We start from the raw sequence: 19764 nt of genomic DNA, 5'->3' as shown, positions 1-19764 counted from the left end.
GTTCGGAAGGCGATTGGGGTTATTCCAAACGCATTCGAAAATAATCTGAACTAATTTTGCAATCGGCTACTCAGAGTTACTGAAAGGCTGGTGAAGCCCTTCGATGCTCCTAATGTTGTGTTAAGTGTTGGCAGATATCTGGACCCCGCCCTAGCGGTCTAGAACTTGAACCCCGGAACTTCCCCCTCCCCATAAGAAGTCCGGGGTTTTTTTTGCCCGGCGTTTAGCCTTCCACGCCAGGCTGAGCAATCTCTGCGCCTTTGTCCGCCAACGCCATCCAGCCCGCCAGAACAGTATAGGCCTCTTCCAGGCCCAGGCGTTTTGGCGCCGAAAACAGCTGAATGCTGATGGCATCGCCCCAACCTTTGCGGATATCCGACTGAACCTTGAGCAGGACGTTTTTCGCCGCGCCGTAGGTCAGCTTGTCCGCTTTGGTCAGCAGAATGTGCATCGGCATGCCGCTGGCGACAGCCCAATCCAGCATCAGCAGGTCGAAATCTGTCATTGGATGACGGATGTCCATCATCAAAATCAGACCTTTCAAACTCTCGCGACCACCCAGATAAGCTTCCAGGTGACGCTGCCAGTGCAGCTTCAACGGAATAGGTACTTTTGCGTAACCGTACCCCGGCAGGTCGACCAGACGACGATCATCGTCTAGCTTGAAGAAGTTCAAGAGTTGCGTGCGACCCGGAGTTTTCGAGGTCCGCGCCAGGCTGGCATGCGTCAGGGTGTTCAACGCGCTGGATTTACCGGCGTTGGAACGCCCGGCGAAGGCCACTTCGAAGCCTTCGTCGTCGGGGCATTGATCGACTTTGGCAGCGCTAAGCATGAAGGTGGACTGTTGGCACAGGCCGAGGATGGGATTCTTGAGTTGCATGGGATTTCCGATGTGGGCGGCGCCGGGAATGGACGCGGCAAGCGGTGTCGTTTCCGTTTCAGTGACGCCAGTATATAATGCCGCAGATTTTGTGTGCGCTTTGTCCCAGCGTAGGATGAAGTTCACGAGAGCGTTTGACCTTGATTGCGCATTAGAACGCAGAAAGCTCTCAACCCTGAAAAGGTCGTTTTATGACGAAATGGCTGCTAGCTGCCGGTGTCTTGATACCGCTTTACAGCGCTCAGGCTACACAGGATCCGGAAGCTGTGTACAACCGTGTTTGTGGTGCCTGTCATTCCGGCCAACTACCCATGGCGCCTCAAAAGGGCGATCAGGAAGCTTGGACGCCGAGGTTGGCGAAAGGTATGGAGACGCTGGTGCAACACGTGACCCAGGGTTTCAAGGCGATGCCGCCGCGTGGTTTGTGCATGGACTGCAGTGCCGAGGATTACCAGGCCATCATCCACTGGATGAGCGAGTGATCCCGGTCCATAACTCTTTAACCCTTAGCCGTAGTTGGATTAGCTGATGAACAAATTGATCGTGAGTCTGCTGTTAACCGTGGGGATCTCCGGCATTGCCCATGCTGCAGGTGATGCGACTGCTGGTCAGGCGAAAGCCGCAGTATGTGGCGCCTGTCATGGCCCGGATGGCAACAGCATGGCGCCAAACTTTCCGAAACTGGCAGGTCAGGGCGAGCGTTATCTGAACAAGCAGTTGCACGACATCAAGTCCGGCAAGCGCACGGTACTTGAAATGACCGGCCTGCTGACCAACCTGAGCGATCAGGACCTGGCCGATATCGCCGCCTACTTCGCCAGCCAGAAAGGCAGCGTTGGCGCCGCCGACCCGAAAGTCGTGGCTCGCGGTGAAGCCTTGTTCCGTGGCGGCGACCTGGCCAAGGGCCTGCCAGCCTGCACCGGTTGCCACTCACCAAATGGCGCAGGCAACGCGGCGGCCGGCTTCCCGCACCTCGGTGGCCAGCACGCTCAATACGTCGCCAAGCAACTGACCGATTTCCGCAAGGAAGAAGGCGGTCGCAACAACGATGGCGACACCAAAACCATGCAGACCATCGCCAAACGCCTGAGCGACGAAGACATCGCAGCGGTGTCCAGCTACATTCAGGGCCTGCACTAAGACCGGCGAATCGGGCGCCGCGCGGGACATACATCTCCTGCAACGTTAACGCTCTATTAATCCGTCGCAGCAAGTATAAAAAGGGTGGCTCAGGCCGCCCTTTTTTGTGGCCGCTGCCGTTACACTACAGAACTCAAGCCCGCCATGACCTGTCTGAAAACAGGTCGCGCGAGGCGACCAAAATTGTCCAGGAGTAAAGCATGCGTAATCTGATCATCAGCGCCGCACTCGTCGCTGCCAGCCTGTTCGGCATGACTGCCCAAGCCGCCGAAGCACCCGCCGCACCCTACGTCGAACTGAGCAATCCGGTCCCGGTCGCAGTGCCTGGCAAGATCGAAGTCGTGGAGCTGTTCTGGTACGGCTGCCCGCATTGCTACGCGTTCGAGCCGGTGATCAATCCGTGGGTTGAAAAACTGCCGTCCGACGTGAACTTCGTGCGCATTCCGGCCATGTTTGGCGGCCCATGGGACGCACACGGCCAGATGTTCCTGACCCTTGAAGCCATGGGCGTAGAAAGCAAAGTTCATGCGGCGGTGTTCAATGCGATCCAGAAGGAACACAAGAAGCTGGTCGACAAGAACGAAATGGCTGACTTCCTGGCCACCCAAGGCGTAGACAAGGACAAGTTCCTGGCCACCTTCGATTCCTTCGCCATCAAGGGCAAGATCGTTCAGGCCCGCGATCTGGCCAAGAAGTACGAAATTTCCGGCGTCCCAACCATGATTGTCAACGGCAAATATCGCTTTGACGTGGGCTCTGCCGGCGGTGCCGAACAAGCACTGCAACTGGCCGACAAACTGGTCGACAAAGAGCGAGCGGCTAACAAGGCTGCCGCCAACTAAGCGCGGGGCCCGCCATGCGCCGCTGGGGAACTGAACGCATCGTTGGACTGCATGATCCGCAGGTCAATGAACACCACCTGGAATCCACGGGGCTGCCCGCAGACAGTCGTCTGCGGCTACTCAGCTTCAATATCCAGGTCGGCATCAGCACCGAGCGGTATCGGCACTACCTGACCCGCGGCTGGCAGCACCTGCTGCCGCACACCGGGCGTGCCGACAATCTGCAAAAGATCGGCAATCTGCTCGGCGACTTCGACCTGGTCGCCTTGCAGGAAGCCGATGGCGGTAGCCTGCGATCAGGCTACATCAATCAAGTCGAACACCTGGCCCAGCTCGGCGCCTTCCCCTACTGGTATCAACAACTCAATCGCAACCTCGGTCGCCTCGGCCAGCACAGCAATGGCGTGCTCAGCCGCCTGCGCCCATGGGCGATTGAAGATCATCCGCTGCCGGGACCCAAGGGCCGCGGGGCGATCCTGGTACGCTTCGGCGAAGGTCCGGAGGCGCTGGTGGTGGTCATGATGCACTTGGCGCTGGGCGCGCGTACCCGCAGCATGCAACTGGCGTACATCCGCGAAATGATCGGCGGCTACAAACACCAGGTGTTGATGGGCGACATGAACACCCATGCCAGCGATCTGCTGCAAAACTCCCCGTTGCGTGACCTCGGCCTGCTCGCGCCGCAACTGGAAGCGACCTTCCCCAGCTGGCGCCCGCAACGCTGCCTGGACCATATTCTGCTCAGCCCGACCTTGACCCTTGAAAAGGTCCAGGTGCTGGCTCAACCCATTTCCGATCACCTGCCGGTCGCGGTTGAGATTCGTCTGCCGGGTTCGCTCACGGCTGATGCATTGCCCGCGTTGAGTCCTGCCCCTCGCGGATCCCATGAATGAGCGACGAAACACAGCGCTGGAAAGAGAAGTACCTCAAAAGCATCGAACAACAGGAAAAGCTCGAACGTCGCTGGGACGCCCGGCTCGACCTGCTGCGTCGCGGGCTGGTACGCAGCACCCTGGCGGCGGAAGGCACCGACCGCGCCGTTGACCAGTGCATGAAGGAAATGCGCGAGGTTGTGCGCACCGACGACATGGACGCCGGGCTGGCCGCGCTGATTCCACGGCTGGAAAAAGCCGTGCTCGACTCCGAACAGCGCCGGGAAACCCGGGTCAACCAGACCAGCGCCGCACTGACCGCGCTGGTCACTCAGCTGCAAACCCTGCCGCTGCCCCGGGAAGTGAGCCGGCCTCTCAAGAATTTCGCCAAAACCCTGGACGCTCGCGTCAGCCAGGTGCGCGAAATGCCATTGCTGCTGAGTGAGCTGAGCGGGCTGCAGGGCAAGGCCCTGAGCCAGCTGGAAACCCCTGCGGAGCCCGATCGCCCAGGCTTCCTGCAGCGGTTGTTCGGTCACCGCGAAGCCGATGAATTGGCCCCTCAATCTGATGCCATCGCGGTGCAGCCGCCCCCGCCCCAGCACGCGGCGGCAGCAACGACCCCGGAGGCAACCGTCGATCTCGCGCACACTGCTGACGATCCGCAACCTGTGGTGCCCGCTGAACACGTTGCCGAACCAGTAGCGCCAGCTCTCGAAATGCGATCCGAACCAGCAGCCTCCCCGACCGTCGTAGCCTTCGTCCCTCAGGTCATTGAGCCCGAGCACCGCGAAATACACGCCAAGGAGACACAGGCGCCGGTCGACGTAGAAATCTCTGAAGAGCCTGCAATCGCACCAGCGCCGCCTCATTTAGAAAGCAACCCAGACGAGCTGACCCCGACGACCCACCCTGATAGCCCACCACCCGCCGTCGCCCTGCCGGAAGCAACGGCGCCCCTCGATCCGGAACACACCGAAGACGATATTCACTACGCCCTCCCCGATTCGCCCGAGCCGTCCTACAGCTCGGTGGCCAAGCACATCGAAGACACGCTGTTGGGGCTGCTGGACGACCTGACGCTACCCGAACGTCATCGACCGCAAGCCGAAGCCATGCGCGATCGCCTGCAAAACGGTTTGAACTGGTACGAATTACTGCCCATTCTCGATGATCTCGCCACCTTGATGCTGGCAATCAACGACAGCGGTCAGCACGAGTTCGAAGCCTACCTGCAACAGCTCAACGAACGGTTGGAGTCTTTCCAGAACAACCTGCAAGCCGCCAGCGATGGCCATGCAGACAGTCGTTCGGCCGCGCGCGCCATGGACACGCAGATTCGTGAGCAGGTCGACGGCCTGCAAAGCAGCATGCACGACGCGGCCGATCTGGACGATCTCAAGCACGTCCTGGAAAACCATCTCGAAGGCCTGCTCGGCACGATGGATCACTACCAGAAGCAACGCGATGAGCGCGAACACGAAGTGGCGAACCGCTTACAAAGTCTGGCCGAACGGGTTGCCCACATGGAGCAGGAAGCCCTGGGTTACCGCGAGCATCTGGAAGAACAACGCCAGAAAGCCTTGATCGACCCACTGACCGGCCTCCCCAACCGAGCGGCCTGGAGCGAACGGCTGGAACAGGAAATCGGCGAGTGGCAGCGACACGGCAATACCCTGTTACTGGCAATGCTCGACCTCGACCATTTCAAACGCATCAACGACAACTATGGCCACCTGGCAGGCGATAAGGTGCTGAAAATAATCGCCACCGTACTACGCAAACGCCTGCGCGGGACCGACTTCATCGCCCGGTTTGGTGGTGAAGAGTTTGTCCTGCTAATGCCGGGGACGATTCCGGCGGCCGGCGTGAAACTGCTGGAAAACCTGCGCGCAGCGATCGAGGCGTGCCCTTTTCACTTCAAGGGTGAGCCCGTCACCATCACGATCTCCATGGGCCTGACCGCGTTCAAACCCGGCGAAAATAGCGATCTTGTGCTTAAAAGAGCCGATCAGGCGCTGTATCGCGCGAAACACGCCGGCCGTAACCGGGTGGAACTGGGCTGACGCTTAAGTGTTCCATTTTGTTTAAAGCATCGAGTTGGCCGTGCGAGTGCAAGGCAGTACGTTACACTGTTGCATTATTGTCTTGCGTGTATTGCCTCTGCCATGAAATTTCTTGCCATTATCGTGTCGCTGGTTTTGCTGGCGGGTTGCGCCACCGGCCCCCGGTACGACATAAGTCATCCTTCGGCCAACCACGACAGCAGAGTCCAGTTCGTGGTGGTCCACTACACCTCCGCGTCGATGGAGCGCTCGCTGCAATTGCTGACCCATGGCGAAGTCAGCAGCCACTACCTGATCGGCGACGACAAGAACGCCACGATCTTCAAACTGGTGGATGAAAACCTGCGGGCCTGGCATGCCGGCGAGAGCGAGTGGCAAGGCCGGACCTGGTTGAACTCCAGCTCCATCGGTATCGAAATCGTCAATCCGGGCTTCAAGGACACGCCGACCGGACGCCTTTGGTATCCGTACAGCGAAGCCCAGGTCCAGTCGTTGATCGTACTGCTCAAGGACATCAACAAGCGTTACGCGATCAACCCCAACAACATCATCGGCCACAGCGACATCGCACCGTTGCGCAAGCTTGATCCGGGCCCACTGTTCCCTTGGAAACGACTGGCTGCCGAAGGCATCGGGATCTGGCCGAACGAACAAGTCGTGGCGCGCCAGCAAGCTCAGTTCGAGACCCAACTACCCAGCATTAGCTGGTACCAGGCCCAGCTGGCGCACTTGGGTTATGCCACGCCGCAAACCGGCGAACTGGATGTCGCGACCCGCCATGTGATCGCCGCGTTTCAGATGCATTTCCGACCCTCACATTTCGATGGCACCCCGGACGCGCAAACGGCTGCGCTCCTTCAGGTACTTAATCAGACAAAATAATGACGACCGCCCGACGGTAAGGGCTTTTTCTCAAGTAACAGCTATAACTCATTGGTAATTCTTCGGATATTACGTATGACTGCTGCTCGAGAGACATTGCGAAGCTGGTTCTATCGTCCCTGGTTTTTGGCGATGATGGCGGCTGTCTTCAGCACGACGTTGTTGATGGCCGGCAGCTTTTTCATCGCAATGCATCAGGTCGAGCAAAACGAAAGCCAGGAAATGAACGCTCAAGGTGAGCGATTTCTTGCGCGCCTGGAGCAACTCTTCTGGCAACTGCGCGAAAGCCTCGACGACCTGGAAGCTCAGCCGCTCAGGGGCTGCGACGACGAAATGATCGCGACCTTGCAGCAGGTCAGTTTCAATTACCGTTTCGTCTACGAAGCCGCTTACATGGACGCTTCGCGAATCTGCTCCAACCGGCCACGCCAGGAAGGGCTGTCGCTGACACGCAAACCGGACATCAAAGGTCCGACCTACAGCTACTGGTTGAACACCACCACCGAACCGGATGAAAACCGTGCCGCGCTGATGCTCGGGCGCGGCAACTTTCGTGTCGCCACCTCTCGCGGGCATTTGACCGACATGGTCGACCTGTCACCGGGAAGCAGCCTGCTGGTGGTGCTCGACCGCGGTACTCGCGCGATTCCGGTACTCGGCGCGCCGCAAGTCTGGCCGCCGATCGAGCACTGGGAACCGAAAAGCCGCGATGCCCTGCAAGTCACTCAATCGCGCTTGATCTATCGCATGCCGACCAACAACCCGGAATATCAACTGGTGCTGATCAGCCCGCGCACCGGCATGCAAATTCCTGCCGTTTGGTGGTGGTTGCTTCCGGCCAGCCTGGCGTTGGGCACCTGTGTAGGTTTTGTGGTGTTTCTGCTGGCGCGTCAACGCCAGTCGTTGGACGCCGAACTCACTGGCGCCATCCGGCGAGGCGAATTGCAGGTGTTATATCAGCCGATCTTCGACCTCGACAGCCGCAACTGTGTCGGTGCAGAAGCGTTGCTGCGCTGGCGAAGGCCGGACGGCACCCTGACCAGTCCCGACCTGTTCATTCCGATGGCGGAGAACACCGGCCAGATCCGCCAGATGACCGACTTCGTCCTGCAACGATTGCTTGAGCAGTTGGGGCAGTTGCTGCGGGCCAATCCGCAGTTATACATCTCGGTCAACCTGGCGGCGTGCGATGTCATGGTGCCGCGCATCGGCCAAGTGATGGCACGCCTGCTGATCCTGCACCGGGTGGCGGCCAGGCAAATTGCCTTTGAGGTGACCGAGCGGGGATTGATTGATGTGGAAATCGCCCGGGAAAACCTGCAAGCCTTGCGCGATGTCGGACATCAAGTGCTGATCGATGATTTCGGCACCGGCTATTGCAGCCTCGCCTACCTGCAAACCCTGCCAGTGGATTGCCTGAAAATCGACAAGGCCTTTATCGACGCGCTGGGGCATGACGCCGCGAGCAGCGGTGTGGCGCCGCATATCATCCACATGGCCCAGTCAATGCACCTTAAAGTGATTGCCGAGGGCATCGAACATGAAGCCCAAGTGGCGTTTCTCAGCAGCGAAGGCGTGAAGTTCGGTCAGGGCTGGTTGTTTGCTCGTGCGCTGAGCGCGGTACAATTTATCGAACTGATTACCCGTGGCCGCCGATTGGCTGCCCGTCGCCTGGACGATGAAGCGTGAGCGCGCCTTAAACCGCCAGTGCCATGTAAAACTGAGTGCCCTGCCCCGGTCGCGAATAAACGCCCATCCGGCCGCCATGCAACTGCACGATTTCCTTGCACAGCGCCAAACCAAGCCCAGCGCCACCCTTCTTACGGCCAACCTGTACAAAGGGCTCGAATATCCGTCCCTGCTGACCGTAGGCAATACCTTCGCCATTGTCCTCGACGCTGATGATCACCCGCTCGCCATGGCGCCGCGCCTGCAGGCGTATCTGCCCTTCGGAAGCGGTATGACGCAGCGCGTTATCGATCAGGTTATCGAGCACCCTGTCCAACTGCGCTTTGTCCGCCTGCAACCACGGTAGTGGCCCTTGCACTTCTACCAGCAACTCGATGCCCTTCTGCGCGGCGGAGTCGGCGAAACGCGCCTGAGCCTGCTCCAACAACTCATCAATCGCACAGGGTGCCAGCGTGAGTTTCTGCAAACCGTTCTGGTAACGCGAGAAGTTCAGCAAGTCGTTGATCAACTGCATCAGGCGCTGCATTTCTTCATTAACGGTATCCAGCAGGTCGGCTTCACGCGAGTCCGCGGCAAAATGTGCACGCTCGCGGAACAGACCGAACGCCATGTGCATGCCCGTAACCGGCGTTCGCAGCTCATGCGAAGCGCGCAGTACAAATTCACTGCGAACCCGCTCAAAGGCTCGTTGTTCGGTAACGTCATGAAGCACCATCACGGCGCCGAGAATATGGCCCTGCGTATGGCTGACGGGCGTAAGGCTGTAGGTCAGCAAACGCGACTCACCATCAACCTCAATGCTCAAGTCCTCCGGCGCACGTTCCAGGGTGCCGCCGCGCAATACCAGTTGCAGCTGCGCATCGAGTTCAGGGCGCTCGAGGGCGCTGCCCAAGCCCTGCCCCAGGCGATCGTCGTCCCAACCCAACTGTCGCTGCGCAACCGGGTTGAGGTGCTCCAGGTTGCCTTCACGGTCGATCATCAGCAAACCGTCGTCGATGCTGTCGAGCACCGCCTGCAATCGCTGCTGGCCGGCCAGGAGCTCATCGATATTGGTCGCCTGATGCTCACGCAACGCTTCGGCCATGATGCCGAAACGTTTGGTGAGCTGGTTCATTTCAACCGCCGAGGAAATCGGCAAGGTCACTTCGAAATTGCCCTGACCGATGTTGTCCGCAGCCTGCGCCAAGGCTTCGATCGGTGCGCCGAAGCGTCGAGCGATCGCATGGGCGGTGACGAAGCCGATGATCAGCACGGCCAGCCCGACCAACCCCAGCAACCCGGCAATCAGCAGTGCCCGATCCCGTGCCTGGCGTTGCGTTTCATTGATGCTGTCCAGCGCTCGCTTGTGCTCGGCAATCAAGCCGCTGCGCAGCGCGTTGAATTTCTCGGTCAGCGCCTCGTTGCCCGTGAGCACGTGGGTGGTGTCGGCCGACTGGTCCAGCGCCTGCAGAAAAACCTGGTAATCATCCTTGGCGCGGGAAAACCCGTACGCGCCGCCCTCACCGCCCCGTTCATGGGCGATCCCTTCATCGAGCAACTGGAAATAATGCTGCTTCGACGCTTCGAACGCCTCCGAGTCAGGTTTGTTATTGAGCATCAGGATCAACTGATCGCCCAATGTCTGACGCAGCTTGAGCCCCAGGTCCAGGGTGACGAAGTTATTGCGGACCAGTGCCTCCTGACTCCCCGCCATCTGCATCACGCTGACCAACCCGAGCAACAGCCCGAGCAGCGCCACGGTGATCAGTGCGGAAATACTCAGAAAAAGCCGGGTCCGCAACTTCATCGCCAGTTTCATCGCAAGCAACTCACAAATTGTACTGCTTGCGTTTGCGGTAGAGCGTCGAGGCGTCGATGCCCAGCGTTTTGGCCGCCTGGTCGAGGGTATCGGCGGTGGCGAGCACAGCGCCGATGTGGGCCTTTTCCAACTCATCCAGACTCAGCGCCGCGCCGATGCGGGGCGCGTTATTGATCGGGGTTTCGGCCATGCCGAGGTGGCTGATCTCTACCCGTTCCTGCGGGCAGATAATGCTCGCCCGTTCCACCACGTTGCGCAGTTCACGAATGTTCCCGGGCCAGCGGTAACCCAGCAGGGCTTCCCGCGCCTCATCGCTGAATCCCCGCGCCGGACGCGCATATTCCTTGACGAAGCGGGCCAGGAAGCGATCCGCCAGGTTCAGGATGTCTTCCCGGCGCTCACGCAACGGTGGCAAGTGCAAGGTGATGACGTTCAGTCGATAAAGCAGGTCTTCACGGAAACGACCATCGCGCACCATGTCTTCCAGATTGAGGTTGGTGGCCGCGAGGATTCGTACGTCGGCGCGGCGGGTGACCGGGTCTCCGACTCGCTCGTATTCTTTGTCCTGGATGAAACGCAGCAACTTTGGCTGCAACGTCAACGGAAAATCGCCGATCTCGTCGAGAAACAGCGTGCCGCCATCCGCCTGATTGACTCGCCCGAGCGTGCTTTCGCTGGCGCCGGTAAACGCGCCACGGCTGTGGCCGAAGAGCTCGCTTTCCATCAGCTCGGCGGTCAGGGACGGGCAGTTGATGGTGACGCAGGATTTTTTCGCACGCTTGCTCCAGCCGTGAATGGCTTGGGACAGTTCACCTTTACCAGTGCCGGACTCACCAAGAATCAAAATGTTGGCATCAGTGCTGGCGACCTGGCGCGCGGTTTCAAGGACCACTTTCATCGCCGGGCTGTGGGAATCCAGCCCGTCCTTCGGCTTGCGGACTTCGCCTTCCAGGGCTTCCAGACGGGCCGACAGTTGGCGTACTTCCAGCTGCTTGGCGGTGGCGAGGCGCAGTTGATCGGGGCTGCAAGGTTTGACCAGATAGTCGGCAGCGCCGGCCTGTATCGCATCCACCGCAGTGTCGACGGCCGAGTGAGCGGTGACGATCACCACCCGCATCCAAGGCGCTTGAATGCGCATTTGCGCCAGGACATCGAGACCATTGTCTTCGCCCAGGCGTAAATCAAGGAAGCACAAGTCGAACACCTGGCGTTGCAATAAGGCGTCAGCCTGGGCCGCGCTGTTGGCGGTGGCGACGCTGTAGCCTTCGTCTTCGAGGCAATAACGAAAAGTTCGCAGGATGGCGGATTCGTCGTCCACCAGCAGAATGCGGCCTTGATGCTCAGTGGCTGATTCCATTTTCCTACGCTCCTTAAAGAATGATCTTGGGTTAGTCCCGGAAAAATCGGGCAAGTTGCATGGTTGATTCTGGTCGATTCTGGCCGTGGCAGGGTAGCCTTCTCTGCACCCTACGGCTAATGGACTGATTTTGTTGGTTTTTCATCAAAAAACCATTTTTCAGGCCATTGCCTACGTCCCTGTGTGACATCTGCGCCCTCCTCTCAATTCAAAATTATTCAAACCCTCCTACGAACTTATCGTGCATTTCGCACGACCTCAGACAGGTCATCGTGCAGGATGCGTCCGAGGCAATTTGGACATCATGCGTAACTTGTTGATTTGCATAGATATTTTTCCACCAAAAAACTGGCATGCGGGCTGCAATGATCTGAATAACCCAGGGCAATAAACAACGCCCTAAACCAGATCACCCCAGTGTGGGAGGAGCTTCAGGATGAGTCGCCAACGTGCCGCCCAGTTGCGTATCTCGCCACTGCATATCCAGCAGGGCCTGTTTGCCGTTCTGGCGCTTTTGATCACTCTGATTGGCGGCCAGCAGTTTCAGCGCTGGGAGCAGAGTCAGCAGCAAGACGCGGTTCGAGTATCGATTCAACACCCGACCCAAACTCATTTCAGCGCCGCCAGCGCAAATCCGGCTGACAGCGCCCCGATGCGAATGATGGACGTCGACCAGGCACAGCCTGTGGATGACATGCCGCGTCAGGAACGTTGGATCTTTTAAGCAACTGAACTTGGCGCGTCCCTTGCGCCGGGAAAAGCACCATAAGTACGACCTCTAAATAGAAGCGTAAGGAGAATCACCATGTTGAGCTGGGCAATTACATTCTTGATCATTGCCATCGTCGCGGCCGTTCTAGGCTTCGGTGGTATCGCGGGCACCGCCACGGGTATCGCCAAGATTCTCTTTGTCGTGTTCCTGGTGATGTTTATCGCTTCGTTCTTCTTTGGCCGCCGCGGCCGAGGCTGAATATGAGCCCCTTCGCTACAGACACTGGCAGCCGCCCTGCTCTTGGGCGGAAGTGCCAGGGCGAATGGAGCGACTTATAAATTTTCGGTGCGGTACTGAATTCGTCACATGAAAGAAGCAGCATGGCTTCTTTCCATTGCGCTACCCGAGGACGGTAGACGCATGACCAAGGGGTCGGGATGTTCTGCCTGTGTCAGGGGCGGAGTGACCTACGGGTACAGGGAGTACCTGCGAAAGGGCCGGGTCAGGTAAAAGCTGCGACGCAGGTTCGCCGATCATCTATGACTCGACGAACTTGCGGAGAGCTTCTTCGCGCAATGCGTTGAAACACAGCGATCCACTCGGATTCGCTGCTTCTTTTTTCAATTCCCTTTGATTTCCTTGAGAAATGTTTTTCTTTGCGCGTCACTCGCAACCGTACATCGAGAAAAACAGCAAAACGTTTGCTTCTATTTTTCGTCATTCCTCGCCGATTTTTCCTGAAAAAAACCCTTCTGACGCCTGATCAAAAAACACTCAACCCACCCTGTGATGGCCGGTTCACGGCACTTATGCCTGCCGATATGTCGTATCCGAACCGGTTGGGACGGACGTTTCAACAAAAAAAGCTCATGCCGATTCGGCATAGGGTAGGCGTTTACGGCATTAGACGTTGCTTCCTTGCATCGGAATAGTTGCGCCTTTTTTCGCCTGCCAGAGAGCCGCAAACACGCGCTCCAGGGCACCTTATACGGGGCAGGTGCACAAGACTTTTCGCCACAAGCGATTCAGTTCTTGCATCTGCCTGAGTCAAACGCAAGTAAGGGTAAAGATATGAAGAAGGCAAAGCTTAGCCTCGCCTGGCAGATCCTCATCGGTCTGGTATTGGGGATTGCAATCGGTGCGCTGCTCAACCATTTCAGTGCCGAAAAAGCCTGGTGGATCAGTAACGTCCTGCAACCGGCAGGCGATATCTTTATCCGTCTGATCAAGATGATCGTGATCCCGATCGTGATCTCCTCACTGATCGTCGGCATTGCCGGCGTCGGCGATGCGAAGAAACTCGGGCGTATCGGCCTGAAGACCATCATTTACTTCGAGATCGTCACTACCATTGCCATCGTGGTCGGCCTGTTGCTGGCCAACGTGTTCCACCCGGGCACCGGCATCGACATGAGCACCCTGGGTACCGTGGATATTTCCAAGTACCAGGCCACGGCCGCCGAGGTTCAGCATGAACACGCGTTCATCGAAACCATCCTCAACCTGATCCCGTCGAACATCTTTGCCGCCATGGCGCGCGGCGAAATGCTGCCGATCATCTTCTTCTCCGTATTGTTCGGTCTCGGTCTGTCGAGCCTGCAAGCGGACCTGCGTGAGCCGCTGGTGAAGATGTTCCAGGGCGTGTCGGAAAGCATGTTCAAGGTCACCCACATGATCATGAACTACGCCCCGATTGGCGTGTTTGCCTTGATCGCGGTCACCGTGGCCAACTTCGGTTTCGCCTCCCTGATCCCGCTGGCCAAACTGGTCATCCTGGTTTACGTCGCCATCGCCTTCTTCGCTTTCGTGGTGCTGGGTCTGATCGCTCGCCTGTTCGGCTTCTCGGTGCTCAAGCTGATGCGCATCTTCAAGGATGAGCTGGTGCTGGCCTACTCCACCGCCAGCTCCGAAACCGTGTTGCCACGCGTCATCGAGAAGATGGAAGCCTACGGCGCGCCGAAGGCCATCTGCAGCTTCGTGGTGCCGACCGGTTACTCGTTCAACCTCGACGGTTCGACCCTGTACCAGAGCATCGCGGCGATCTTCATTGCCCAGCTGTACGGCATCGACCTGTCCATCAGCCAGCAATTGCTGCTAGTGCTGACCTTGATGGTCACCTCCAAAGGCATCGCCGGCGTACCGGGCGTGTCGTTCGTGGTGCTGCTGGCGACGCTGGGCAGCGTGGGAATTCCTCTGGAAGGCCTGGCGTTCATCGCCGGTGTCGACCGCATCATGGACATGGCGCGTACCGCACTGAACGTGATCGGCAACGCCCTGGCTGTACTGGTTATCGCTCGTTGGGAAGGCATGTACGACGATGCCAAAGGCCAGCGCTACTGGAACTCCCTGCCGCACTGGCGCAGCAAGGAAAAGCTGCCGGCTGGCGAGATTTCCCGTAACTGATGGCTGATCCCTTGGTGGCTGTTCTGTAGGAGCCAGCCTGCTGGCGATAGCGGCATACCCAACAACAGAGATGTTGAATGTGTCGGCCTCATCGCCAGCAGGCTGGCTCCCACAGTGATCAGCGTCAGCCTAGCTAATGAACCCCGGAGAAATCCGGGGTTTGTCGTTTCTGGCTACCCCGCTATCATTCGCCGCATCTTCCGGGGGATTTGACTGATGCTTAATGGCCTGTGGCTTGGCTTCTTCATCGTGGCTGCCGTTTCGGCACTGGCGCAATGGCTGATCGGCGGCAACGCCGGGATCTTCGCGGCGATGGTGGAAAGCATTTTCGCCATGGCTAAATTGTCAGTCGAAGTGATGGTCCTGCTGTTCGGCACCCTCACCCTCTGGCTGGGCTTTCTGCGGATCGCCGAAAAGGCCGGGATCGTCGATTGGCTGGCCAAAGCGCTGGGGCCGCTGTTTCTGCGCCTGATGCCGGAGGTCCCGGCCGGCCACCCGGCCATCGGCCTGATCACCCTCAACTTCTCGGCCAACGCCCTCGGCCTGGACAATGCGGCCACGCCTATCGGCCTCAAAGCCATGAAGGCGCTGCAAGAGCTCAATCCCAGTGCCACAATCGCCAGTAACGCTCAAATCCTTTTCCTTGTGCTTAACGCGTCGTCGTTGACGCTGCTGCCGGTGACCATCTTCATGTACCGCGCCCAGCAAGGTGCGCCCGATCCGACCCTGGTGTTCCTGCCGATTCTGCTGGCCACCAGTTGCTCGACCATCGTCGGCTTCCTGTCGGTCGCGTTCATGCAACGCCTGCGCGTCTGGGACCCCGTGGTGCTGGCCTACCTGATTCCCGGTGCCCTGATCCTCGGTGGCTTCATGGCACTGCTGGCGACGCTCTCGGCGACCGCGCTGGCAGGTCTGTCCTCGATCCTCGGCAACCTGACGCTGTTCGGGCTGATCATGCTGTTCCTGGTGATCGGCGCGCTGCGAAAAGTGAAAGTCTACGAAGCGTTTGTCGAAGGCGCCAAAGAAGGCTTCGACGTGGCCAAGAACCTGCTGCCGTACCTGGTGGCGATGCTGTGCGCGGTCGGCGTGCTGCGTGCGTCCGGTGCATTGGACTTTGGTCTGGACGGGATTCGGCACCTGGTGGCATGGGCCGGTTGGGACACGCGCTTCGTCGATGCGTTGCCGACGGCGATGGTCAAGCCGTTCTCCGGCAGCGCCGCTCGGGCGATGCTGATCGAAACCATGAAGACGTCCGGCGTAGACAGCTTCCCGGCCCTGGTGGCGGCGACGATCCAGGGCAGTACGGAAACGACGTTCTACGTGCTGGCCGTGTATTTCGGCGCGGTGGGGATCCAGCGGGCACGGCATGCGGTGGGGTGTGCGTTGTTGGCGGAACTGGCCGGCGTGCTGGGCGCCATTGGCGTTTGCTACTGGTTCTTCGGCTAACCACAAAGCCCCTGTAGGAGCGAGCCTGCTCGCGATGGACGTCAACGATGACGCGTACATTCTGTATGTATGCGGTGAGCCTGCCACCATCGCGGGCAAGCCCGCTCCCACAGGGATCTTCGTTGGATTTAAGGGCGAGGAGGCGGCGCGACTTTTTGCCCTTGCTCAACCGCCCAATTCACCACCTGCGCCGTCAACTGATCGCTCACCTGCCCAAACCCGGCGACCACCGAAGGCACCTGCACATCGCTGAGCGGCTGGCGGACTTCAAAGCGCCGACTGGCGAGGATTCGCTGGTCATAACCGCGCACCAACAAGGCATCCAGCCGCACGACCACGCTCGCATTCGTGCCTTGGTATTCGGTCTGGAACGCTTGCAGACTCCCACCCAGCTCCAGATCCGCCTGGAAATTGCTGTCGTCGGTGCTCAACAGCGGCACTCGACCGTCACGCTGGAAACCATCGAGCAGACGATTGCGCAGCAGCACCGGCGCCGGGTCGCTCCAGCGCGAGGCCTTGTAGCTGCTGATCAAATCTCCCTGAGGGATGACCGCGATTTTCGGGCTGTTCAACGCCTCGCTGGCCTGCGGCTTGGACAGTCGCAACGACCAGCGCTGCGGCGATGCGTGGCTGGCGGGGCTGCTGTTCTGGGCCGATGGCAGTCGGTAGACATCAGACGGCTCGGCCTTGGGCAGGATCGAGCACGCGCTGAGCCACGTGAAGCTGGCGATAAGGGCGAGGTGCGCAAGCTTCATGGCGTGAACTCCTTGTTCTTGTCATTGCCCAGCAAGTAGCCGCTGGGGTTGGCTTCCAGGCGTTGGGATATCGCGCGCAACGAGGTCAGGGTGTCGCGCAGTTCACGCACCGCCGGCGCCAGGCCATTGAGGCCTTGCATGCCGCTGTTGAGCGAATCCTGATTGCTGCTGAGCAATTTGTTGATGGTCGCACTGCTTTGTTCCAGTGACTTCATCGCCTGCTCGGCACTGCCGAACATCTGCTTGCCGTTATCGTTGAGCAAGCCATTGGCGTTGCGCATCAGCGCAGACGTCTGCTCGAGCATGGTGCCGGCCTGTTTGCCGACTGATGCCAGTTGCTGCATGGCCTGGCGGATGTCGCCGCGCTGGTCGGCAATGGTCCCGGTGGTTAGCTCAAGGTGTTCCAGGGTTTTGCTGATGCGCTCGACGTTCTCCGTGGAAAACATCAGGTTGGCGTTTTGCATCAGCGTATTCACGCCGGCCATCAGGTCGTTACTGTCGTTCAGCAAACGGGCAATGGGCGAGGGCGACGCCACAATGGTCGGCAGATTGCCGTCCTTGCCTCTGAGTTTCGGGCTCTGGGGTGTGCCGCCGCTGAGCTGGATGATCGAGGTGCCGGTGATCCCGGTCAGCGCCAGCTTGGCCTGGGTGTCTTCCTTGATCGGCGTGTCGCCGCCCAGACGAATCCGCGCCAGTACCCGGCGCGGGTCATTCGGGTCCAGGCGCAATGTCACCACGTCACCGACCTTGATCCCGCTGTACTGCACGGCGCTGCCCTTGGACAAGCCGCTGACCGCCTCGTTGAAGACAATCTCGTAATCCTTGAACTCGGTATCGACGCTGGACTTGGCCAGCCACAAGCCGAAGAGCAGGGCGGCCGCCACCACAATGACGGTGAACAGGCCAATCAGCACATGATGGGCTCGGGTTTCCATGTCAGACCTCGTTCAACTGTTGAGCGGCGGTCAGCGCCGCGCGGCCGCGAGGGCCATGGAAGTATTCGTGAATCCACGCATCGTTGGTTTCCGAGACTTTGTCGATGGCGTCTGCCACCAGTACTTTTTTCTGCGCCAGCACCGCCACCCGGTCGGTGATGGTGTAGAGCGTGTCGAGATCGTGAGTGACCAGAAAAACACTCAGACCCAAGGCGTCGCGCAGGGTCAGGATCAATTGGTCGAAGGCTGCCGCGCCAATCGGGTCGAGCCCGGCCGTGGGCTCGTCGAGAAACAGGATGTCCGGGTCCAGCGCCAAGGCCCGGGCCAGTGCCGCGCGCTTGATCATGCCGCCGGACAGCGAAGCGGGGTACTTGTCCGCCGCCGACAGCGGCAGCCCGGCCAGGGCCAGTTTCACCGCTGCCAGGTGCTCGGCATCGTTGCGGCTCAAGCCGGTGTGCTCGATGAGGGGCAGGGCGACGTTCTCGGTCACGGTCAGCGAAGAGAACAGGGCGCCTTTCTGGAACAGCACGCCAAAGCGGCGTTCAACCATTGAGCGCTCATGCTCAGGCAGCGTCGGCAGGTTCTGGCCAAACACCTTCACCACCCCTTCGCTGGGCTGGCGCAAACCGACGATGCTGCGCAACAGCACCGATTTGCCGCTGCCGGATCCACCGACCACGGCCAGAATTTCACCCTTGTACAAATCCAGATCGAGGTTTTCATGCACGCTCTGGCTGCCAAAGCGATTGCACAGGCCACGGACTTCGATCACCGCCTCGGAGGGCGCGCGGGGTAGACGTTTCACCAGCCCATCTCCATGAAAAACAGCGCGGCCACGGCATCGAGCACGATCACCACGAAAATGGACTGCACCACACTCGATGTGGTGTGGGCGCCCACAGACTCGGCGCTGCCACTGACCTTGAAGCCTTCAAGGCAGCCGATCGAGGCGATCAGGAACGCGAAGACCGGCGCTTTGACGATCCCCACCAGAAAATGCTGAACGCCAATGTCGGTTTGCAGCAGCGACAGGAACATCGCCGGCGAAATATCCAGCGACACCGCGCACACCACGCCACCGCCGATGATCCCCGACAGCATCGCCAAAAACGTCAGCATCGGCAGCGCGACCAGCAGGGCCAGCACTCGCGGTACCACCAGCAATTCCACCGGGTCGAGGCCCAGGGTGCGGATGGCGTCGATTTCTTCGTTGGCCTTCATCGAGCCGATCTGCGCGGTGAACGCACTCGCGGTGCGCCCGGCCATCAGGATTGCGGTCAGCAACACGCCGAATTCACGCAGAAAGGAAAACGCCACGAGGTCCACGGTGAAAATACTCGCCCCGAAACTCGCCAACACCGTCGCCCCTAGAAACGCCACCACCGCGCCCACCAGAAAGGTCAGCAGGGCCACGATGGGTGCGGCATCGAGGCCGGTCTGTTCGATGTGCGCGACCATCGGCGTGAGGCGCCAGCGCTTGGGTCGGAACAAACCCCGGGCGATGGTTTCCAGGATCAGGCCAACGAAGCCGAGCAGTTGCAGGGTGTCCTGCCAGACGGTGTCGACGGCGCGGCCGATGCGGGTCAGCAGTTGAATGCCGACGCTGATTTCCGGCTCCTTGATCGGCACGCAGAAGTCCGTCATCGACTGGTAGACCGTCTGCAACAAGGCGCGGTCGGCAGTGGACAGGGTGCAATCAGGATGCTCGGCGGATCGGCCCAGGCGTTCGGAACCCAGCAATTCAACCAGCAGCGACGCGCCGGCGGTGTCGAGCGCGCCGAGGCCGTTGAGGTCGATGTGGGTAGTGTCGTTGTATTGACCGCGAAGCTTTTCGCTCAGCTGCTTGAGATCAGCGTAATGGGCAAGCGTCCAGTCACCCGTGACCCGCAGTTGCGCGGGGGAGTGAGAAGCGTCCAATTGGGCATTGCCGGCCATTGTGCTGCTGGTCATAAGCTCCGTGCTTGTTCGGCTGTTAGGCAGAGCTACGTAA

General features: G+C 59.5%; 18 protein-coding genes. 11 read left to right on the top strand and 7 right to left on the bottom strand.

All coding sequences use genetic code 11. The features are described from left to right. Window positions 1-223: 223 nt before the first annotated feature. Window positions 224-880, bottom strand: coding sequence for a ribosome biogenesis GTP-binding protein YihA/YsxC (gene yihA, locus EJA72_RS02945; RefSeq protein WP_157710045.1), 657 nt, complete (start codon window positions 878-880; stop codon window positions 224-226). 191 nt (window positions 881-1071) lie between these two features. Between yihA and EJA72_RS02940 the strand changes: the two genes are divergently transcribed. The 7 genes from EJA72_RS02940 (at window position 1072) to EJA72_RS02910 (ending at window position 8368) form a co-directional block, all read left to right on the top strand. Beyond that, window positions 1072-1362, top strand: a complete 291-nt coding sequence (locus EJA72_RS02940) for a cytochrome c5 family protein (RefSeq protein ID WP_027926152.1) — start codon at window positions 1072-1074, stop codon at window positions 1360-1362. A gap of 46 nt (window positions 1363-1408) precedes the next feature. Beyond that, a complete protein-coding gene (locus tag EJA72_RS02935; protein WP_054617181.1) occupies window positions 1409-2020 on the top strand; it encodes a cytochrome c4 in 612 nt (203 codons plus the stop codon). Between the two features lie 200 nt (window positions 2021-2220). Continuing rightward, window positions 2221-2862, top strand: a complete 642-nt coding sequence (locus EJA72_RS02930) for a thiol:disulfide interchange protein DsbA/DsbL (RefSeq protein ID WP_157710044.1) — start codon at window positions 2221-2223, stop codon at window positions 2860-2862. 14 nt (window positions 2863-2876) lie between these two features. Next, window positions 2877-3755 (top strand): endonuclease/exonuclease/phosphatase family protein, encoded by an 879-nt coding sequence (locus EJA72_RS02925; RefSeq protein ID WP_157710043.1) that lies wholly within the window; start codon window positions 2877-2879, stop codon window positions 3753-3755. After that, complete coding sequence (locus EJA72_RS02920; protein WP_157710042.1) at window positions 3752-5797, top strand: GGDEF domain-containing protein; 2046 nt, start codon at window positions 3752-3754, stop codon at window positions 5795-5797. Before EJA72_RS02925 ends, EJA72_RS02920 begins: the two co-directional genes overlap by 4 nt. A 102-nt stretch (window positions 5798-5899) precedes the next feature. Continuing rightward, on the top strand, window positions 5900-6679 hold the full coding sequence (locus EJA72_RS02915) for an N-acetylmuramoyl-L-alanine amidase (RefSeq protein ID WP_157710041.1): 780 nt from the start codon (window positions 5900-5902) through the stop codon (window positions 6677-6679). A gap of 75 nt (window positions 6680-6754) precedes the next feature. Then, entirely contained in the window at window positions 6755-8368 is a 1614-nt protein-coding gene (locus tag EJA72_RS02910) for an EAL domain-containing protein (protein WP_157710040.1), read from the top strand. Window positions 8369-8375: 7 nt separating this feature from the next. On the opposite strand, the gene EJA72_RS02905 is transcribed toward EJA72_RS02910, so the two are convergent. Both EJA72_RS02905 and algB read right to left on the bottom strand, forming a co-directional pair. Then, window positions 8376-10166, bottom strand: coding sequence for a KinB sensor domain-containing domain (locus tag EJA72_RS02905; RefSeq protein ID WP_157710039.1), 1791 nt, complete (start codon window positions 10164-10166; stop codon window positions 8376-8378). A gap of 10 nt (window positions 10167-10176) precedes the next feature. Then, a complete protein-coding gene (algB, locus tag EJA72_RS02900; protein WP_157710038.1) occupies window positions 10177-11523 on the bottom strand; it encodes a sigma-54-dependent response regulator transcription factor AlgB in 1347 nt (448 codons plus the stop codon). Window positions 11524-11959: 436 nt separating this feature from the next. On the opposite strand from algB, the gene EJA72_RS02895 reads away from it, so the two are divergent. The 4 genes from EJA72_RS02895 to EJA72_RS02880 all read left to right on the top strand — a co-directional run bounded on the left by EJA72_RS02895 (window position 11960) and on the right by EJA72_RS02880 (window position 16084). Continuing rightward, window positions 11960-12247, top strand: coding sequence for a hypothetical protein (locus EJA72_RS02895; RefSeq protein ID WP_157710037.1), 288 nt, complete (start codon window positions 11960-11962; stop codon window positions 12245-12247). A gap of 81 nt (window positions 12248-12328) precedes the next feature. Beyond that, window positions 12329-12493: a DUF1328 domain-containing protein gene (locus tag EJA72_RS02890; RefSeq protein ID WP_003170804.1), complete on the top strand. Its 165-nt coding sequence runs from the start codon at window positions 12329-12331 to the stop codon at window positions 12491-12493. Window positions 12494-13306: 813 nt separating this feature from the next. Further along, window positions 13307-14638, top strand: coding sequence for a glutamate/aspartate:proton symporter GltP (gltP, locus tag EJA72_RS02885; protein ID WP_157710036.1), 1332 nt, complete (start codon window positions 13307-13309; stop codon window positions 14636-14638). Between the two features lie 216 nt (window positions 14639-14854). After that, on the top strand, window positions 14855-16084 hold the full coding sequence (locus EJA72_RS02880; RefSeq protein WP_157710035.1) for a nucleoside recognition domain-containing protein: 1230 nt from the start codon (window positions 14855-14857) through the stop codon (window positions 16082-16084). A gap of 128 nt (window positions 16085-16212) precedes the next feature. On the opposite strand, the gene EJA72_RS02875 is transcribed toward EJA72_RS02880, so the two are convergent. From EJA72_RS02875 to EJA72_RS02860, 4 genes are read right to left on the bottom strand one after another with little or no spacing between them, the layout of a single operon-like run. Beyond that, window positions 16213-16839 carry an ABC-type transport auxiliary lipoprotein family protein gene (locus EJA72_RS02875; protein ID WP_157710034.1) on the bottom strand — a complete coding sequence of 209 codons (627 nt, stop codon included), beginning with the start codon at window positions 16837-16839 and terminating at the stop codon, window positions 16213-16215. Further along, a complete protein-coding gene (locus EJA72_RS02870) occupies window positions 16836-17774 on the bottom strand; it encodes an MlaD family protein (protein ID WP_157710033.1) in 939 nt (312 codons plus the stop codon). The genes EJA72_RS02875 and EJA72_RS02870 overlap by 4 nt, the downstream gene beginning before the upstream one ends. Before the next feature lies 1 nt (window position 17775). Then, window positions 17776-18579, bottom strand: a complete 804-nt coding sequence (locus EJA72_RS02865) for an ATP-binding cassette domain-containing protein (protein ID WP_178129000.1) — start codon at window positions 18577-18579, stop codon at window positions 17776-17778. After that, a complete protein-coding gene (locus tag EJA72_RS02860) occupies window positions 18576-19724 on the bottom strand; it encodes an ABC transporter permease (RefSeq protein ID WP_157710032.1) in 1149 nt (382 codons plus the stop codon). Before EJA72_RS02860 ends, EJA72_RS02865 begins: the two co-directional genes overlap by 4 nt. Window positions 19725-19764 lie beyond the last annotated feature (40 nt).

Source organism: Pseudomonas sp. PB120 (assembly GCF_009761815.1).
Lineage (GTDB): Bacteria > Pseudomonadota > Gammaproteobacteria > Pseudomonadales > Pseudomonadaceae > Aquipseudomonas.
This window is presented reverse-complemented; position numbering and strand designations above follow the sequence as displayed.

Coding starts and splice junctions, on each gene's coding strand:
- yihA (WP_157710045.1), bottom strand. CDS start 880: ATGCAACTCAAGAATCCCATCCTCGGCCTGTGCCAACAGTCCACCTTC.
- EJA72_RS02940 (WP_027926152.1), top strand. CDS start 1,072: ATGACGAAATGGCTGCTAGCTGCCGGTGTCTTGATACCGCTTTACAGC.
- EJA72_RS02935 (WP_054617181.1), top strand. CDS start 1,409: ATGAACAAATTGATCGTGAGTCTGCTGTTAACCGTGGGGATCTCCGGC.
- EJA72_RS02930 (WP_157710044.1), top strand. CDS start 2,221: ATGCGTAATCTGATCATCAGCGCCGCACTCGTCGCTGCCAGCCTGTTC.
- EJA72_RS02925 (WP_157710043.1), top strand. CDS start 2,877: ATGCGCCGCTGGGGAACTGAACGCATCGTTGGACTGCATGATCCGCAG.
- EJA72_RS02920 (WP_157710042.1), top strand. CDS start 3,752: ATGAGCGACGAAACACAGCGCTGGAAAGAGAAGTACCTCAAAAGCATC.
- EJA72_RS02915 (WP_157710041.1), top strand. CDS start 5,900: ATGAAATTTCTTGCCATTATCGTGTCGCTGGTTTTGCTGGCGGGTTGC.
- EJA72_RS02910 (WP_157710040.1), top strand. CDS start 6,755: ATGACTGCTGCTCGAGAGACATTGCGAAGCTGGTTCTATCGTCCCTGG.
- EJA72_RS02905 (WP_157710039.1), bottom strand. CDS start 10,166: ATGAAACTGGCGATGAAGTTGCGGACCCGGCTTTTTCTGAGTATTTCC.
- algB (WP_157710038.1), bottom strand. CDS start 11,523: ATGGAATCAGCCACTGAGCATCAAGGCCGCATTCTGCTGGTGGACGAC.
- EJA72_RS02895 (WP_157710037.1), top strand. CDS start 11,960: ATGAGTCGCCAACGTGCCGCCCAGTTGCGTATCTCGCCACTGCATATC.
- EJA72_RS02890 (WP_003170804.1), top strand. CDS start 12,329: ATGTTGAGCTGGGCAATTACATTCTTGATCATTGCCATCGTCGCGGCC.
- gltP (WP_157710036.1), top strand. CDS start 13,307: ATGAAGAAGGCAAAGCTTAGCCTCGCCTGGCAGATCCTCATCGGTCTG.
- EJA72_RS02880 (WP_157710035.1), top strand. CDS start 14,855: ATGCTTAATGGCCTGTGGCTTGGCTTCTTCATCGTGGCTGCCGTTTCG.
- EJA72_RS02875 (WP_157710034.1), bottom strand. CDS start 16,839: ATGAAGCTTGCGCACCTCGCCCTTATCGCCAGCTTCACGTGGCTCAGC.
- EJA72_RS02870 (WP_157710033.1), bottom strand. CDS start 17,774: ATGGAAACCCGAGCCCATCATGTGCTGATTGGCCTGTTCACCGTCATT.
- EJA72_RS02860 (WP_157710032.1), bottom strand. CDS start 19,724: ATGACCAGCAGCACAATGGCCGGCAATGCCCAATTGGACGCTTCTCAC.